Origin of the sequence: Streptomyces formicae, from assembly GCF_002556545.1 — a bacterium.
GTDB lineage: Bacteria > Actinomycetota > Actinomycetes > Streptomycetales > Streptomycetaceae > Streptomyces > Streptomyces formicae_A.
The window spans coordinates 862,678-876,703 of the sequence record NZ_CP022685.1 but is presented as its reverse complement, the minus strand read 5'-3'; the positions used below and the strand labels follow the sequence as shown (position 1 = coordinate 876,703).

At 71.7% G+C, this 14,026-nt stretch carries 14 protein-coding genes; 6 read left to right on the top strand and 8 right to left on the bottom strand.

Annotation, left to right across the window (positions count from 1 at the left end; translation table 11 throughout):
- Positions 1-2: 2 nt before the first annotated feature.
- From KY5_RS03520 to KY5_RS03485, 8 genes are all read right to left on the bottom strand, one after another.
- Complete coding sequence (locus tag KY5_RS03520; RefSeq protein WP_098240790.1) at positions 3-575, bottom strand: VOC family protein; 573 nt, start codon at positions 573-575, stop codon at positions 3-5.
- Positions 576-641: 66 nt separating this feature from the next.
- On the bottom strand, positions 642-1,016 hold the full coding sequence (locus KY5_RS03515; protein WP_098240789.1) for a hypothetical protein: 375 nt from the start codon (positions 1,014-1,016) through the stop codon (positions 642-644).
- Complete coding sequence (locus KY5_RS03510) at positions 1,013-1,783, bottom strand: cupin domain-containing protein (RefSeq protein ID WP_159072482.1); 771 nt, start codon at positions 1,781-1,783, stop codon at positions 1,013-1,015. Before KY5_RS03510 ends, KY5_RS03515 begins: the two co-directional genes overlap by 4 nt.
- A complete protein-coding gene (locus KY5_RS03505) occupies positions 1,773-2,987 on the bottom strand; it encodes a sedoheptulose 7-phosphate cyclase (protein WP_098240787.1) in 1,215 nt (404 codons plus the stop codon). The genes KY5_RS03510 and KY5_RS03505 overlap by 11 nt, the downstream gene beginning before the upstream one ends.
- A gap of 37 nt (positions 2,988-3,024) precedes the next feature.
- A complete protein-coding gene (locus KY5_RS03500) occupies positions 3,025-3,726 on the bottom strand; it encodes an SDR family NAD(P)-dependent oxidoreductase (protein WP_159072481.1) in 702 nt (233 codons plus the stop codon).
- A 35-nt stretch (positions 3,727-3,761) separates the two neighbouring features.
- Positions 3,762-5,105 carry a glycosyltransferase gene (locus KY5_RS03495; RefSeq protein ID WP_098240785.1) on the bottom strand — a complete coding sequence of 448 codons (1,344 nt, stop codon included), beginning with the start codon at positions 5,103-5,105 and terminating at the stop codon, positions 3,762-3,764.
- Between the two features lie 79 nt (positions 5,106-5,184).
- Positions 5,185-6,837, bottom strand: coding sequence for an alpha-amylase family glycosyl hydrolase (locus KY5_RS03490; RefSeq protein WP_098240784.1), 1,653 nt, complete (start codon positions 6,835-6,837; stop codon positions 5,185-5,187).
- Entirely contained in the window at positions 6,834-7,856 is a 1,023-nt protein-coding gene (locus KY5_RS03485) for an NAD-dependent epimerase/dehydratase family protein (RefSeq protein ID WP_098240783.1), read from the bottom strand. The genes KY5_RS03490 and KY5_RS03485 overlap by 4 nt, the downstream gene beginning before the upstream one ends.
- A gap of 672 nt (positions 7,857-8,528) precedes the next feature.
- Between KY5_RS03485 and galE the strand changes: the two genes are divergently transcribed.
- From galE to KY5_RS03455, 6 genes are all read left to right on the top strand, one after another.
- A complete protein-coding gene (galE, locus tag KY5_RS03480; RefSeq protein ID WP_098240782.1) occupies positions 8,529-9,482 on the top strand; it encodes a UDP-glucose 4-epimerase GalE in 954 nt (317 codons plus the stop codon).
- Positions 9,483-9,529: 47 nt separating this feature from the next.
- On the top strand, positions 9,530-10,441 hold the full coding sequence (locus KY5_RS03475) for a UTP--glucose-1-phosphate uridylyltransferase (protein ID WP_098240781.1): 912 nt from the start codon (positions 9,530-9,532) through the stop codon (positions 10,439-10,441).
- A 44-nt stretch (positions 10,442-10,485) separates the two neighbouring features.
- On the top strand, positions 10,486-11,217 hold the full coding sequence (locus tag KY5_RS03470; protein WP_098240780.1) for a GntR family transcriptional regulator: 732 nt from the start codon (positions 10,486-10,488) through the stop codon (positions 11,215-11,217).
- Between the two features lie 42 nt (positions 11,218-11,259).
- Positions 11,260-12,090 carry a hypothetical protein gene (locus KY5_RS03465; RefSeq protein WP_098240779.1) on the top strand — a complete coding sequence of 277 codons (831 nt, stop codon included), beginning with the start codon at positions 11,260-11,262 and terminating at the stop codon, positions 12,088-12,090.
- 89 nt (positions 12,091-12,179) lie between these two features.
- Positions 12,180-13,040 carry an ABC transporter ATP-binding protein gene (locus KY5_RS03460; protein WP_098240778.1) on the top strand — a complete coding sequence of 287 codons (861 nt, stop codon included), beginning with the start codon at positions 12,180-12,182 and terminating at the stop codon, positions 13,038-13,040.
- The gene (locus tag KY5_RS03455) at positions 13,037-14,023 is read left to right on the top strand and encodes an iron-siderophore ABC transporter substrate-binding protein (protein ID WP_098240777.1); all 987 of its coding nucleotides are present in this window, start codon (positions 13,037-13,039) and stop codon (positions 14,021-14,023) included. The genes KY5_RS03460 and KY5_RS03455 overlap by 4 nt, the downstream gene beginning before the upstream one ends.
- Positions 14,024-14,026: the final 3 nt, after the last annotated feature.

Below are 14,026 nucleotides of genomic sequence, written 5' to 3'. Positions count from 1 at the left end.
GCTCACACCCCCCGGTCGGCGAGCGAGAACCTGCGGTGCACGGTCGACTCCTCGTAAGGCAGGCGCGCGGGCGGGCAGCTCAGTTCCATCTGCATGCCCCACGGGGTGAGGAAGTAGACCCACCGCATGCCCGCGATGGGCCCCGACGTGACGGTCCGCGGCTCGCCGAGGACGCGTACGCCGGGCTGGGCGCGCAGATGGTCCGCCGCCGCGTCGATGTCGGTGACGTGGAAGGACAGGTGATGGCCGCCGTAGTCGCTGTTGCGCGGCATGAGACGGCGCTGGTCGGGAGCGTGGTAGGCGAACAGCTCGACGTTGGTGACGGGCCCCAGGCGGAGCATGGCGATCTCGGCCACCGCGCGCGGATGCACGTTGAGGGTCTCGCGCATCGCATCGTCGTCGGCACGCACGGGCTCCTCGCGGTAGACGAGGTCGGCGCCGAGCACCTCGGTGAAGAAGCGGATCGCCTCGTCGAGATCCGGGACGGTGTACGCGACGTGGTCGACGTGCGTGGCCGAAGGGATCCCTCGGGTACGGACCCCGCGATCGGCGGGGGCGTTCGGGTGTGGGGGCAAGGTGACTCCCGTGGGGCAAGAGCAGGGTGGGGCGTAGGGGGCTGTGGGGCGGGGCGGGTGCCGGGTCTACATGCAGGGCGCCCGGCGCGGCAGGCGGCGCGAGACGCGCTCCGGGACCGTCGTGAGGGCCAGGAGGGCGGTCGGCTCCGCGCAGGTGAGCCGCGCGGCCGCACCGGCGGGGACCAGCGCCATGCCGTCCGCGGCGAGCGCGCGCGGCGGCTCGCCCGCCGCCTCGAACGTGCCACCGCCCGCGAGGACGTACCAGACGAGATCCGTGCCGTCGTCGGGGCGGGAGGCCAGCGTGCCGCCCGCGTCGAGTACGAGGTGGTCGACCGCCTCGCACTCGCTGAACACCATGCCGCGCCTGGCCAGGGTCCGCCAGACCACGTCGCCGTCCGCGCGGTGGGTGACGGAGGCGGACCGGCTGTCGGTGACGATCATCGTTCGCCCTCCGCTCCCGGCGCGTCACCACTGGCGGCGTCGACGACGAACGTCGCGCAGATCAGATCGAGGCCCTCCGCGCCGGCCGTCACGACCAGGTCCTCGCCGAGTGAGGTGGTCACCGCCGTGTCCGCCCGCACGGGAACCCGGGAGGCGCCGCTCAGTGCCACGCCCGTGCCGGAGCGGACGAACACGCTGTGCTCCTGGCCCGCGCCGGAGAACTTCTCCTCGGCACCGGGCGCCACGACCAGGTGGCGGACCCGGCGCAGCGGGCCCTGGAGGACGGGCCGCGGATCGACGTCCTTCCGCTCGTCCAGGCTGACCACGGCCGTCCTGCCCGGCGGTGGTACCGGCATGTTCTCCTCGCCTTCCCGGCCCCCGGGGGCCGCGTGTGCCGTGCTGATCGTGCGGTGCGCGGGAACTTCGAGGGTGAGCCAACTCAGGTCCACCGAACCGGTGTTGCGCAGCGCGTGGGTGGCGCCCAGGCCGGTGAGGATCAGCTCACCGGCGCGCACCGGATGAGGTGCGCCGTTGAGCAGGGCCTCGCCCTCGCCGGTGAGGAGGATGTACATCTCCTCGGTCCTGGTGTGCCGGTGCTCGCCGCTGATGCCGCCCGGCGGCACGCAGGCCCACTCCACCGCCTCGTAGGGACCGCGCAGGGCCCGGCCCGCCGCCAGCGAGCGCCACTGGGTCCGCCCCGCTGCGCCGTGCACGCCGTACACGTCCGAGGGCGTGCCGAGATGCGACACCTGGAGGTCACCGTGCACGGGTCGTCTCCAGCTGTGCCAACTCCTCGGCCGCGTCGTGCAGTTCACGGGCCGTCACGTCATTGGCGAAGCAGGCGTCGCCGATGCCCACCGGCAGCGGCAGGCGCTGGAGGCCGTCGCGGTGGCGCACCGTGTCCGCGAGCGCCCGCTCCAGGCGGTCGCCGGTGCACACCGGGTGGCTGAGCGGCAGCTCCAGGCGCCGCATCACGCGCAGCGCGCGCTCCTGCTCGGCATCGGTGACCAGGCCGCGACGGCGGCCGATCACGGTGGTCAGGGCCATGTCGAGGTTGACCGCCTCACCGTGCAGGAGGGCGGGCAGCGCGTCCATCTCCAGGGTCGGGCTGAAGGTGTGCCCGTAGTCCACCAGGCGTTCCAGGCGGCTCTCCCACAGGTTGGGCTGGAGCTCTTCGAGCATGCCGTGGATGGCGCGCTCCAACACCTCGGCGGCGACCGGGTCCTGGTCGAACCGGCCCTGGAACGCGGTCTCGATCAGTTCCTCCGCGTGGGACTCCAGGAGGGCGAAGAGCCGGGCGTCCTTGACCAGGGCGATCTTCAGGATCTCCGCGAGGCCGTTGCTGAGGTGGCGCCGGTCGAGGGTGGTGAGGAAGGTCCTGTCCAGGAGCGAGACGGCGGGCGCCGCATAGGTGCCCAGGCGGTTCTTGCCCGCGTCGAAGTTGATGCCGGTCTTCACCCCGACCCCCGCGTCGACCAGGCCGATGAGGGTGGTGGGCACCCGGACGTAGGGAGTGCTGCGGCGGTACATGCTGGCCGCGAAGCCGACGATGTCCAGGAGTACGCCGCCGCCGATGGCGATCACCGGGTCGTGGCGGCGCGAGATGCCGAACTCGTCGATGCCGCGCACCACGCGCAGCACGCTCTCCATGGTCTTGGCCTCCTCGCCGGCGGGCAGCACGCAGAGCCGTCCGGTGAGGCCGTGCCGGTCGAGGTAGGCGCGGATGCGGTCGCCGTAGAGCTCGTGGACGTGGGCGTCCACGACCACGAAGCGGCGATTCCCGGTGCGTTCGGTGGTACCGGCGGTGGCCAGCTCGTCGGAGGCGGGGTCGAGCAGCCCCGCGACCATCCGTACCTCGTACTGGACGGGCTTGACCGCCTGGACGACCCAGCGGGTCTCCTGGGCGCGGTCGGTGTGCAGGCCGGTGGGGAGCGGGGCGGGATCGAGGGAGTCGAGGGTGTGGTACGTCATGGCACTTCCTCAGGTTGGTTCGGGAGGTGAAGAAATGTCAGGTCCAGGCAGGGGGACGGGCGTCGAGCACCTGCCCCGACACATGGGCGGCGTCCTCGGACAGCAGGAAGCACGCGGCAGGGAGGTTGTCGCGGACGTCGGGCAGGGCGGGGTAGGGCGTGGTCAGGCCGAGGGCCTTCTCCTTGCGGTTCAGGTGGTCACGGGCGAGCGGGGTCTCGCCGGAGATGCCGAGGGCGTTGACCCGCACCGGGGTGTCGGCCAGCTCCTCGGCGAGGCAGCGCACGTGCTGTTCGAGGGCGGCCTTGCCCGCGCAGTACGCGGCGAGGGCGGGCACGGGGACGCGGGCGCCGCGCGAGCCGATGGCCAGGACGCTGCCCCGGCCCCGCTCCTTCATCGGCGGGACGACGTGCCGCAGACAGCGCACGAAGCCGACGAACGTCACGTCGACGACCCGGGAGACCTCCTCGACGGGGACCTCCCAGCCGGGCCCGACGGCGGAGGAGTCCGCGGGACAGTAGACGAATCCGTACGGCGCGCCGAAGCGGGCGTCCACCTCGGCGAAGAACGCCGCGACCGACTCGTCGGAGGTCACGTCGACCGGCTGGTAGGGCACGTCGCCGGGGCCTTCGGGCGAGCGCGCCCCGGCCAGGACGGTGTGGCCGCGCCGGGTGAGCTCCTGGGCGAGGGCGGCGCCGAAACCGCTGCTCGCCCCGATGACGACGACGGGTTCCTGTGACATGTGGTCCTCTTCCGTTCGTTCCGTGGCGGGGCCCGTCAGGCCCACAGCTCCTGGTAGAGGCGGTAGTGGTCGGCGAGTTCGCGCTCGGCCAGGAACAGTTCGGCGCACCGCTGGCGGGCCGCGTCCCCGAGCCGCTTGCGCAGCCCTTCGTTCGCGAGCAGCCGCAGGACGTGGGCGGCGAACTCCTCGCCGTCGTGCGCGTCGGCGAGCAGGAGACCCTCGCGTTCGTGGCGCAGTTGGGAGGGGATGCCGCCCACCCGGCTCGCGACGATCGCGGCGCCCTTCCACATGGCCTCGTTCACCGTCAGGCCGAACCCCTCGCGCAGGCTCTTCTGCGCGATGACGTCGGCCCGCCGCTGCAACGCGTTGACGAGCAGCGCGTTGCCCTCGGTGTCCTTGAGCGTCAGCTTCACCAGGTGCACGCGGGCCCTGACCGGTGCGGGCAGCGCGGCCCAGGCGTCGTGCACGCCCGCGAAGATCTCCGCGCCCTCCGGGTCGTCGGGAATGTCGAGGGGCTCGGGCCCGGCGAGGACGAGGTGGGCGGCCGGGCGCCGGGGCGCGATCCGCTCGGCGAACGCGGCGAGCACGCCCGCCATGTCCTTGAGCGGGTCCCAGCGCGACACCTGCACGACGACCTCGGCGCCGGGCGGCAGCGGCGCGTCCTGGAGGACCGTCGCCGTACCGCTCCGCGCGGAACCGGTCGTCCCCGGTGCACCCTCCTCAAGACCGATCGCACGCAGCGCGGCCGTTACCTCGTCCGGTGTCAGGGAGCGGTTCTTGGCGGCGGCCGGATCGATGGACGGCGGGATCGTCACGCACTGTCCCGGCCGCAGGCCCGGGGGCGCGTACCCGTCGACGGAGAAGACGCAGCGCAGCGGCGCGTCCAGGTAGGGGCGCAGGAACTCCCAGGTCTCGCGGACCTCGGGCGATCCGTGGTCGGTGCTGCCGATGTGGCAGCGCCAGACCACCTTGATCCCGGCGGCGGACAGTGCGGGGGCCAGGCCGATGGACTGCGGATCGTGCAGGACGCAGAGGTCGCCGGGCGCCACGTGTGCGAGGACTTCCTCGCCCAGTTGCCCGGTGGCGTCCGCGTAGGTCCGCCGCTCGTCGGCGCCGAGCGCGCCGTGCGGGTCGTGGAAGCCGTGCAGCCGGTGGTGCAGGCGCTTGGTGACCGCGAAGAACTCCGCGTCGCCGCCGAGCGCGAGCCACTTGGCGGGCACTCCCGCCGCGTTGTGGGCGGGCACGGACCTGCGCAGCAGTTCGGCGACACCGCCGCCGTGCGCGGTCGTGTTGATGTGCCAGACCGTGCGCCCGTGCGGCGGCGCGGCGGACTCCCGCGTCCGTGGCGCGGGCGGCAGGTCGACGAGGGAGACGCTCAACTGGGGCCTCTTTTCTGGCCGTACGAGGGTGGGGGCACGGACGGTTCCGGTGGGTGGGCCACGGGGCGGGCGCGCGGGCTCAGATGACCCGCAGCACCACGGCCTCGTCCGCGTCGAGCAGCAGGGGGAGGCAGACGGGGGCGGGCGCGGCGCGGTCCGACGTGGCGGCGAGGAGCTCGAAGGGACCGGGCGGGCCCTCGGGGGAGAGATCGGTGCTGGTGACGTGCCGGGGCGTCGAGGTGAGGTTCAGGAGCACGAGGAGCGCCGATCCCTCGGTGTGGCGCAGGTAGCCGACGACGCCTTCGGGCAGCTCGGAGAGCAACGTCTGCGCGCCGCCTCGCAGTTCGGGCCGCTCCGCGCGCAGCCGCAGCAGCGCGCGGGTGAGCGTGAGCATGGAGCCGGGACGCCCGTCCTGCGCCTCGACGCCGCGCACGGCGGGGTCGTCGGCGAACGGCAGCCAGGGGGTGACGTCGTCGCGGGTGAATCCGGCGCCGGGGGCCGCCGACCACAGCATGGGGGAGCGCTGCGGATCGCGGCCGAGACCCAGCGCCTGCCCCGTCCTGCCCCAGGGGTCCTGGACGAGATGGGGCGGCACATCGGCGTCGGGCAGGGCGAGTTCGTCCCCGGCGTACAGCGTGGGCGTACCGCGCAGGGTGAGCAGGAGCAGCATGGCGACCCTCGCCTGGGCCTCACCGATCCTGGAGGCCACGCGGGGCTCGTCGTGGTTGCCCACGACCCAGCTGGGCCAGGCGCCTTCGGGCAGTACGGAGTCGATGCGCGCGATGAGGTCGCGCACGTCGTCGGCCCGCCAAGGCGTCTGTAACAGACCGAAGTTGAAGGGCATGTGCAGCTCGTCGAGCTGTTCGCCGTAGTACGTGGCCCACTCGGCCCAGTCGAAGACGTGCACCTCGCCCACCGCGATGCGGCTGCCGCCGGGGGCGTAGCTCTCCAGGAGCTTTCGCAGCTCGCGGTAGAGGCCGTGGTTGTCGGGGTGGCCCTTGTCGTGGACGTGCTGCTGCGTGTCGTAGTCGCCGTAGGGCCGGTGCATGGCGAGGGCGCCGTCGGCGGCGGGCGGGTTGTCGCGCAGGTGCGGGTCCTTCATCGGAAAGTGCGCGCAGTCGATGCGGAAGCCGTCCACGCCCCGGTCGAGCCAGAACCTGGCGACGTCGAACATGGCCTCGCGCACGGCGGGCTCGCGCCAGTTCAGGTCCGGCATCGTGGGCAGGAAGGAGTGCAGGTAGTACTCGCCGGTCGCCTCGTCGTACGTCCAGGCGGGGCCGCCGCCGAAGACGCTGAGCCAGTTGTTGGGCGGGCCGCCGCCCGGCGCGGGGGGCCGCCAGACGTACCGGTCGCGGTGGGGGTCGTCGCGTCCCGAGCGGGCGGCGGTGAACCAGGGGTGGTCCGAGGACGTGTGGTTGGGGATGTAGTCCACGAGCAGGCGCAGGCCCCGCTCGTGGGCGGCCGTCAGGAGCCGGTCGAAGGTGTCCAGGTCCCCGAAGAGCGGGTCGACGTCCGTGTGGTCGCTGACGTCGTAGCCGAAGTCCCGCATCGGCGAACGGTAGAAGGGCGAGAGCCAGATCGCGTCGACGCCGAGCCCCGCCACGTGGTCCAGGCGGTCGATGACGCCTTGCAGGTCCCCGACGCCGTCGCCGTCGTGGTCGGCGAAGCTGCGCGGGTAGATCTGGTAGACGACGGCCCCCTGCCACCAGGGAGCGGTGTCATCGGTGGTCATGCCGGGGCTCCCGATGTCGGGTGGAAGATGGTGTCGAGCTGCGGCAGTTCGGGCGTGGGGCCGAGCGCGTCGACCAGCCCCGCGAGGCCCGCGGCCAGGTCGACGGCGGGCCGGTACCCGAGGCCGCGCAGGCGGGAGACGTCGGCGACGAGACGGTAGGTGTCGTCGGTGACGGTGTCGTCGGTCAGCATCCGGGGGCGGTGCCCCGTGACGTCGCCGATGTGCTCGACCAGCTGGCGCAGCGAGACCTCGCGCCCGGAGCCGAGGTTGTAGACCTCGCCGTCGTCGCCCCGCGCCGCGAGCAGCAGGAGCGCCGTGACGATGTCGTGGACGTGCACGAAGTCGCGGGTCTTGCGGTCGGGGTCGCCGGTGACGTGGATGGGCCGGTCGTTGAGGTGCCAGCGCAGGTACTGACCGACCTCGGCGCCCGCCCTGCGGGGGTCCTCGCCCGGCCCGTAGATGACGAAGGCCCGGCCCATGACGGCGGACAGGCCGTAGGTGCGGGCGTAGGCGCGGACGACGTGCTCGCCGGACAACTTGGAGGCGCCGTAGGGGTAGTACGGCAGGGTGGGGTGGTCCTCGTGCTGCGGCACCGCCTGCGGGGTGCCGTAGACCATCGCGGACGACAGGTAGACGAGACGGGGGAGCGAGGTGAGCCGCGCCGCCTCGCAGACGTTGAACGTGCCGAGCGCGTTGGTCTCGAAGTCGAGCCTCGGGTCCGTGACCGCCACCGTGCCGCTGGAGTTGCCGCCCAGGTGGAACAGCAGGTCGAGATCGCCGAGCGCGCTCGTCACGGTCGCGGGATCGCGGAGGTCGAGGGGCACGTGGCGCACGCCCTCCGGCAGGTTCGCGCCGCCCGGCGCCGCGAGGTCGAAGACCGTCACGGAGGCGCCCTGGCGGTGCAGCGCGCGCACGAGGTTGCGGCCGACGAACCCGAGGCCCCCGGTGACGCCGACGCGCCGGAAGGCGGGCGTCGCACCGGTGAACGCCGAGGGAACGTGCGGGGATTCAGGCAGCATGCGATTTCCTCTTCTCCGCTTGACGGCAGGGATCAGGTGAGTTGGAGAAAGGGTTTACGGGATTAGGGGACGTCAGGGAAACGTCAGGAAAACGGCGTGCGGAGCCATCGGCCGTAACGGGAAAGGGATTTGGTTGAATAGTGGGCCACTTCATCGTGGCGGCGCACTTCGCGGTGCGGGACGGTCGTCCTGTGCGCGGAAAGCTGGTTTCTTCCCTCGCAAGCGAATCGGTAGCACTCGCAATGTTGTTGGGTACACGAGTCTGTGTCAACCACGCTGATGATCTTGGCTTGTTCGTGACGAGGGAGCCGATTTCTTACGGTTCGAAGGCGCTCCGGTAAACCGTTCAGCATTCAATTGACGGTGCGTTGTTGATAGGGGTCGGGCGCTCTTGACACTAAGCGGTCTATACAGCTAGACAGGATGGGCGAGGTGGCGGCGGGCGGCCTCCGCGAGACCGCGGAGGCCGCCCACCACACCGCCCCGGGCCACCGATTCGGCTGCCGTACGCGGCGGGTGAGCACCTGTCACGCGAGGCGGGCCCGCACCCGCCGCGCGGGACGGTCCCGTGCCGCCCCCTCGCACCCATCCACCGACCCCCCACCCTCCGCCGCCGGTCCCTGCCGGTCGGCGCACACGGACGTCCTGCGGACGCGGGAAAGGAAAAGGGCGATGAAGTTACTCGTCACCGGAGGCGCCGGCTACGTGGGCAGCGTCGTCACGGCGCAACTCCTGGAGAACGGCCACTCGGTGGTGGTCCTCGACGACTGTTCCACCGGCCACGCGGACGCCGTGCCCGACGGCGCGCGGCTGATCGTCGACACCCTGCGCGACGCGGCCGAAACCGTCCTGGCCAGCGACTCCTTCGACGCGGTCCTGCACTTCGCGGCCAAGTCGGTGACCGGCGAATCGGTGCGGAAGCCGGGCTTCTACTGGCAGCAGAACCTCGGTCAGTCGCTCGCGCTGTTCGACGCGATGCGCCGCGCGGACGTACGCAGGATCGTCTTCTCCTCGACGGCGGCGACCTACGGCGACCCCGAGCGCACCCCGATCACCGAGACCGATCCCACCCGCCCGGTGAGCCCCTACGGCGCCACCAAGCTGGCGATCGACACCGCCCTCGCCTCGTACGCCGATCTGCACGGATTCGGCGCCGTCAGCCTCCGCTACTTCAACGTGGCCGGTGCCTATGACGGGCTCGGTGAGCGCCACGAACCCGAGACGCACCTGATCGCCAACGTCCTGGCGGTGGCCGCCGGACACGCCCCGGAAGTGAAGATCTTCGGCACCGACTATCCCACCGCGGACGGCACGTGTGTCCGTGACTACATCCATGTCGCGGACCTGGCACAGGCGCATCTCCTGGCCCTGGGAGCCTGTACGCCGGGGCGCCACGAAGTATTCAATCTCGGGCGTGGATCCGGCCACTCGGTATGGGACGTGGTGAAGGCGTGCCGTGATGTCACCGGTCATTCCATTCCCGTTTCCTTCGCCGAGCCCCGGGCCGGTGACCCTTCGGTGCTCGTGGCCTCTTCGCAGAAAATCACCGACCAGCTCGGCTGGAAACCCGCACGAGATCTGCACGACATGGTGGCCGATGCCTGGGCGCTCGTCCAGCGGGCCTGAATTACCGGTCACCGCATCTTGAACACGACCACAGGAGAAGGGCGTCTATGAACACGCACGGGGAATTCCGCACCGCCGTCGTGCCGGCGGCAGGACTGGGAACGCGCTTTCTGCCCGTCACCAAATCGGTTCCCAAGGAACTCCTTCCCGTCATGGCGACACCGGCCATCGAAATCGTCGCCGCCGAGGCCGCCGCCGCGGGTGCCGAGCGCCTCATCACCGTCACGTCCCCCGAGAAGGAAGCCGTGGCCGCGCACTTCTCCCGCGACCACGACCTGGAGAAGCTCCTCGAATCCCGGGGCAAGGACGACGCGGCCGAGGCCGTCAGGCGCGCCCCGGGGCTGCTGCGCGTCGAGAACGCCGTACAGCCCGAGCCGCTGGGCCTCGGCCACGCGGTGGCCTGCGCCGAACCCCTCCTGACCGAGGAGGACACCGCGGTCGCCGTCCTGCTCCCCGACGACCTCGTCCTGCCCGCGGGCGTCCTGACGCGGATGGCCGAGGTGCGCCGCCGCTACGGCGGGACGGTCCTGTGCGCCTTCGAGGCGGCTCGCGCGGACCTCTCCGCCTACGGCGTGTTCGACGTGCGCGACACGGCGGACCCGGGCGTCAAACGCGTCCGCGCGATGGTGGAGAAGCCCGCGCCGCACGAAGCCCCCTCCACGCTCGCCTGCGCGGGCCGCTATCTGCTCGACCGTGAAGTCTTCGGCCCGCTGCGGGAGATCGGCCCGGGACCGCGCGGCGAGATCGACCTGACCGACGCGATCTCCGTCCTCATCGAGCGGGGGCACCCGGTGCACGTGGTCCTGCACACCGGGGTCCGGCACGACATCGGCACCCCAGGCGGCATGCTCCGCGCGACGCTCGACGAGGCCCTGCGCGATCCGGCGCGCGGCCCCGCCCTGCGCAGTTGGCTGCGGGAGCGGGTCGACGTCCCCGAGGACGCCCATGCGGTCGGCTGAGGGAGGCAACGGACATCCCGTCGACCGCTCACTAGGATGCGCGCATGCCCACCCGCGGAACGCAGCCCGACTTCGCCCCCCGCTACCACACCATCGAACAGGCCCTGCGACGACGCATCGCGGGCCTCCAGCCGCACGCGCCGCTGCCCTCGGAGACCGAACTGGCGCGGGAGTTCGAGGTCAGCAGGATGACCGCGCGCTCCGCGGTCCTGCGCCTGGTCGCCGACGGACTCGTGTACCGCGAGAGCGGCCGGGGGACGTTCGTGGCGCCGCCGCCCAGCGGCCGCAGGGCCGACAGCCTGGTCCGGTTCAGTGAGGAGATGCGGCGCCAGGGCAGGCTGCCGTCCTCCGAGGTCGTCGCCCGCGAACGGCGCGTGGCCACCGCGGCCGAGGCCGAACAACTGCGCCTGGCGACGGGCACGGAGGTGGTCGCCGTCGAACGGGTCAGGCTCGCGGACGGCACGCCGGTGGCGCGCGAGCGGTCGGCCTTCCCCGTGGCCGTCGCCGCGCTCCTGGAACGCGATCTCGCCACCGGGTCCCTGCACGAGGCGCTCGTGGACCTGGGACACACCCCGTCCTTCGGGCACGCCGTCCTCAGCGCGGACAGTGCGACGAACGAGGACGCCGAACTCCTGGGCCTGGCACGGGGAACGGCGCTCCTGGTGGAGCGTCGGCTCATCCTCGACCAGCACGGCGATCCACTGGAATCCACCGAGTCCCGGTACGCGGGCGAGCGGTACTCGCTCACCGTGACCTTCGACGTCGAGCACGGCTGACCACCTGTCCATACGCACAAGGACATACGCACAAGGAGGGGCATGCGTACCTCATTCCTGTCCACCGCGGGATCGGCGCTGAAGCCCAACGAGGACTTCCTGGCCGTCAATCCGCACGTGGCCCTCGTGGTGGACGGGCTCTCGTCACCGCCCGAACTGGGCAGCGGGTGTGTGCACGGCACCCCCTGGTACGTGGCCCGCCTCAGCACGTATCTGCTGCACGCGGCGACCTCGCGCCCCCACCATCCGCTCGCCGACTGCGCGGCCGAGGCCATCAGCAGGGTCGCCGGGCTCCACCGCGACACCTGCGACCTCGCCCACCCGGGCACCCCTTCGTCCTCGATAGCGCTCCTGCGCGAGGGCCCGGACACCGTCGACCACCTCTCCCTCTTCGACTCCGTCATGCTCCTCGAAGGTCCGGCGGGTCTTCGGGTCCTCTCCGATCACCGTGCCGACGACTTCGCGCAGGAGGAGCACAAGGCGACGCTCGACCAGCGCATCGGCACCGAGGAACACCGCCGCGCGGTGAGCGCCCTGGTGGCCGCCCAGCGTCCGCACCGCAACGTGGCCGACGGCTACTGGGTGGCGGGCTCCGCGCCGGAGGCGGCGTACCACGCGCTGACGGGTTCGGTCCCGCGCGAAGGGGTCACCCGCGCCGCGGTCATGAGCGACGGCGCGTCCTGTCTCGTCGAGGACTACGGCGTCACCGGCTGGGGCGAGACCCTCGACCTCCTGGCGGACAAGGGCACGGGCGAACTGGTCAGGCGGGTGCGCGAGGCGGAGGCGGGCGACCCGGAGGGGGTGCGCTGGCCGAGGTACAAGGCGGGCGACGACTGCACCGTCGTCTACTGCGAGTTCGACGACGTCGTCTGACGGAGGCGCGGCCTGGCCGAATTGTGGCTTGCGGCAAGTACGTGGGGGTCTGTTTCGCTCGGTTGTAAGGTTAGGCTAACCTCTGCGACGTGCATGAAGGCGAAGAGACCAGCGAGGCCGGACGCCCCCGGGGTCATGAACTGTCGGCCACGGGCGTCACCGTGGCGTACGAAGGCGTCGACGTCGTCCACGACGCCTCGATGACCCTGAAGCCGGGCGAGGTGACCGTTCTCGTCGGTCCGAACGGCAGCGGGAAATCGACGCTGCTGCGCACGCTCGCGCGGCTCCAGCGCCCGAGGACCGCCACCCTCGTCATCGACGGCGACACCGACGGCCTCGCCCTCAGTCCCCGTGAGTTCTCCCGGCACGTCGCCCTGCTCACCCAGGGCCGTCCCACGCCGAGCGGCCTGACCGTACGCGACGTCGTCGAGTTCGGCCGCTACCCGCACCGCGGCCGCTGGGGCAAGGCCGACCCGGGCGGCCGGGCCGCGGTGGACCGCGCGCTCGCCATGACCGGCGTCGAGGACCTCGCCGAACGCGGCGCCGAGCACCTGTCCGGCGGACAGCTCCAGCGCGTCTGGCTCGCGGGCTGCCTCGCCCAGGAGACGGGCGTGCTCCTGCTCGACGAGCCGACCAACCACCTCGACCTGCGCTACCAGGTCGAACTCCTCGACCTGATACGGGACTTGGCCGACGACCACGGCATCGCCGTCGGGGCCGTCCTGCACGACCTCGACCAGGCCGCGGCCATCGCCGACCGGATCCTCCTCCTCGACGAGGGACGGGTCATCGCGGACGGCGACCCGGAAGACGTGCTGACACCGGAGCGACTGACCGGCACGTACGGCATCCACATCGAAGTCGACTCCGACCCCCTCACCGGCCGCCTGCGCACCCGCGCCATCGGCCGTCACCACTCGCGAAGCGAAAGGCTCAGCACCACCTCATGAGACGCCTCCTGATCACCGCGGCGACCGCCACCGCGGCGGCCCTCGCCCTGACGTCCTGCGGCACCACCGAGCCGGCCGCCGACGACAACGCCAAGAAGAACGCCGATGCGATCACGCTCACCGACGGCACCGGCGCGAAGGTGACGCTGAAGAACGGCCCGGCCAAGAAGGTCGTCGGCACCGAGTGGAACGCCGTCGAGAGCCTGATATCGCTGGGTGTCGCCCCGACCGGCGTCGCCGACGTCAAGGGCTACAAGACGTGGGACACCGCCGCCCCGCTGAAGAACGACGCCAAGGACATCGGCACGCGCGGCGAGCCGAGCATGGACACCATCGCGTCCCTGAAGCCCGACCTCATCATCGCGACCACCGACCTGCCCGCGGCCGCCGTGAAGCAGCTGCGCGACATCGCCCCGGTCCTCAACCTGCGTCCCTCCGACGCCGGTGACCCGATCGGCCAGATGACGAAGAACCTCGACCTCCTCGCCGAGGCCACCGGCACCACCGAGCAGGCCACGAAGCTCAAGAAGGACTTCGAGGCGAAGCTCGCCGAGGGCAGGAAGAAGCTCGCGGACGCCGGTCGCGGCGGCGCGAAGTACGCCTTCGCCGACGGCTACGTCACGGGCAACCAGACCTCGATCCGGCCGTACACCAGCGGCTCCCTGATCGGCGCGGTCAACGAGAAGCTCGGGCTCGAGAACGACTGGTCGGTCAAGGGCGACAAGGCGTACGGCCTCGGTGCCACCGACGTCGAGGGCCTCACCAAGCTCGACGAGGACGTGCACTTCGCCTACATCGGCAACGACGGCGACAAGGGCAGCAACCCGTTCACCGGAGTCCTCAAGAAGGACAAGGTGTGGACGTCGCTGCCCTTCGTCAAGAAGGACAACGTGCACCGGCTGCCCGACGGCATCTGGATGTTCGGTGGCACCGCGTCGATGAACCAGTACGTCGACTCCGTCGTAGAGGCGCTGAAGAAGTAGCAC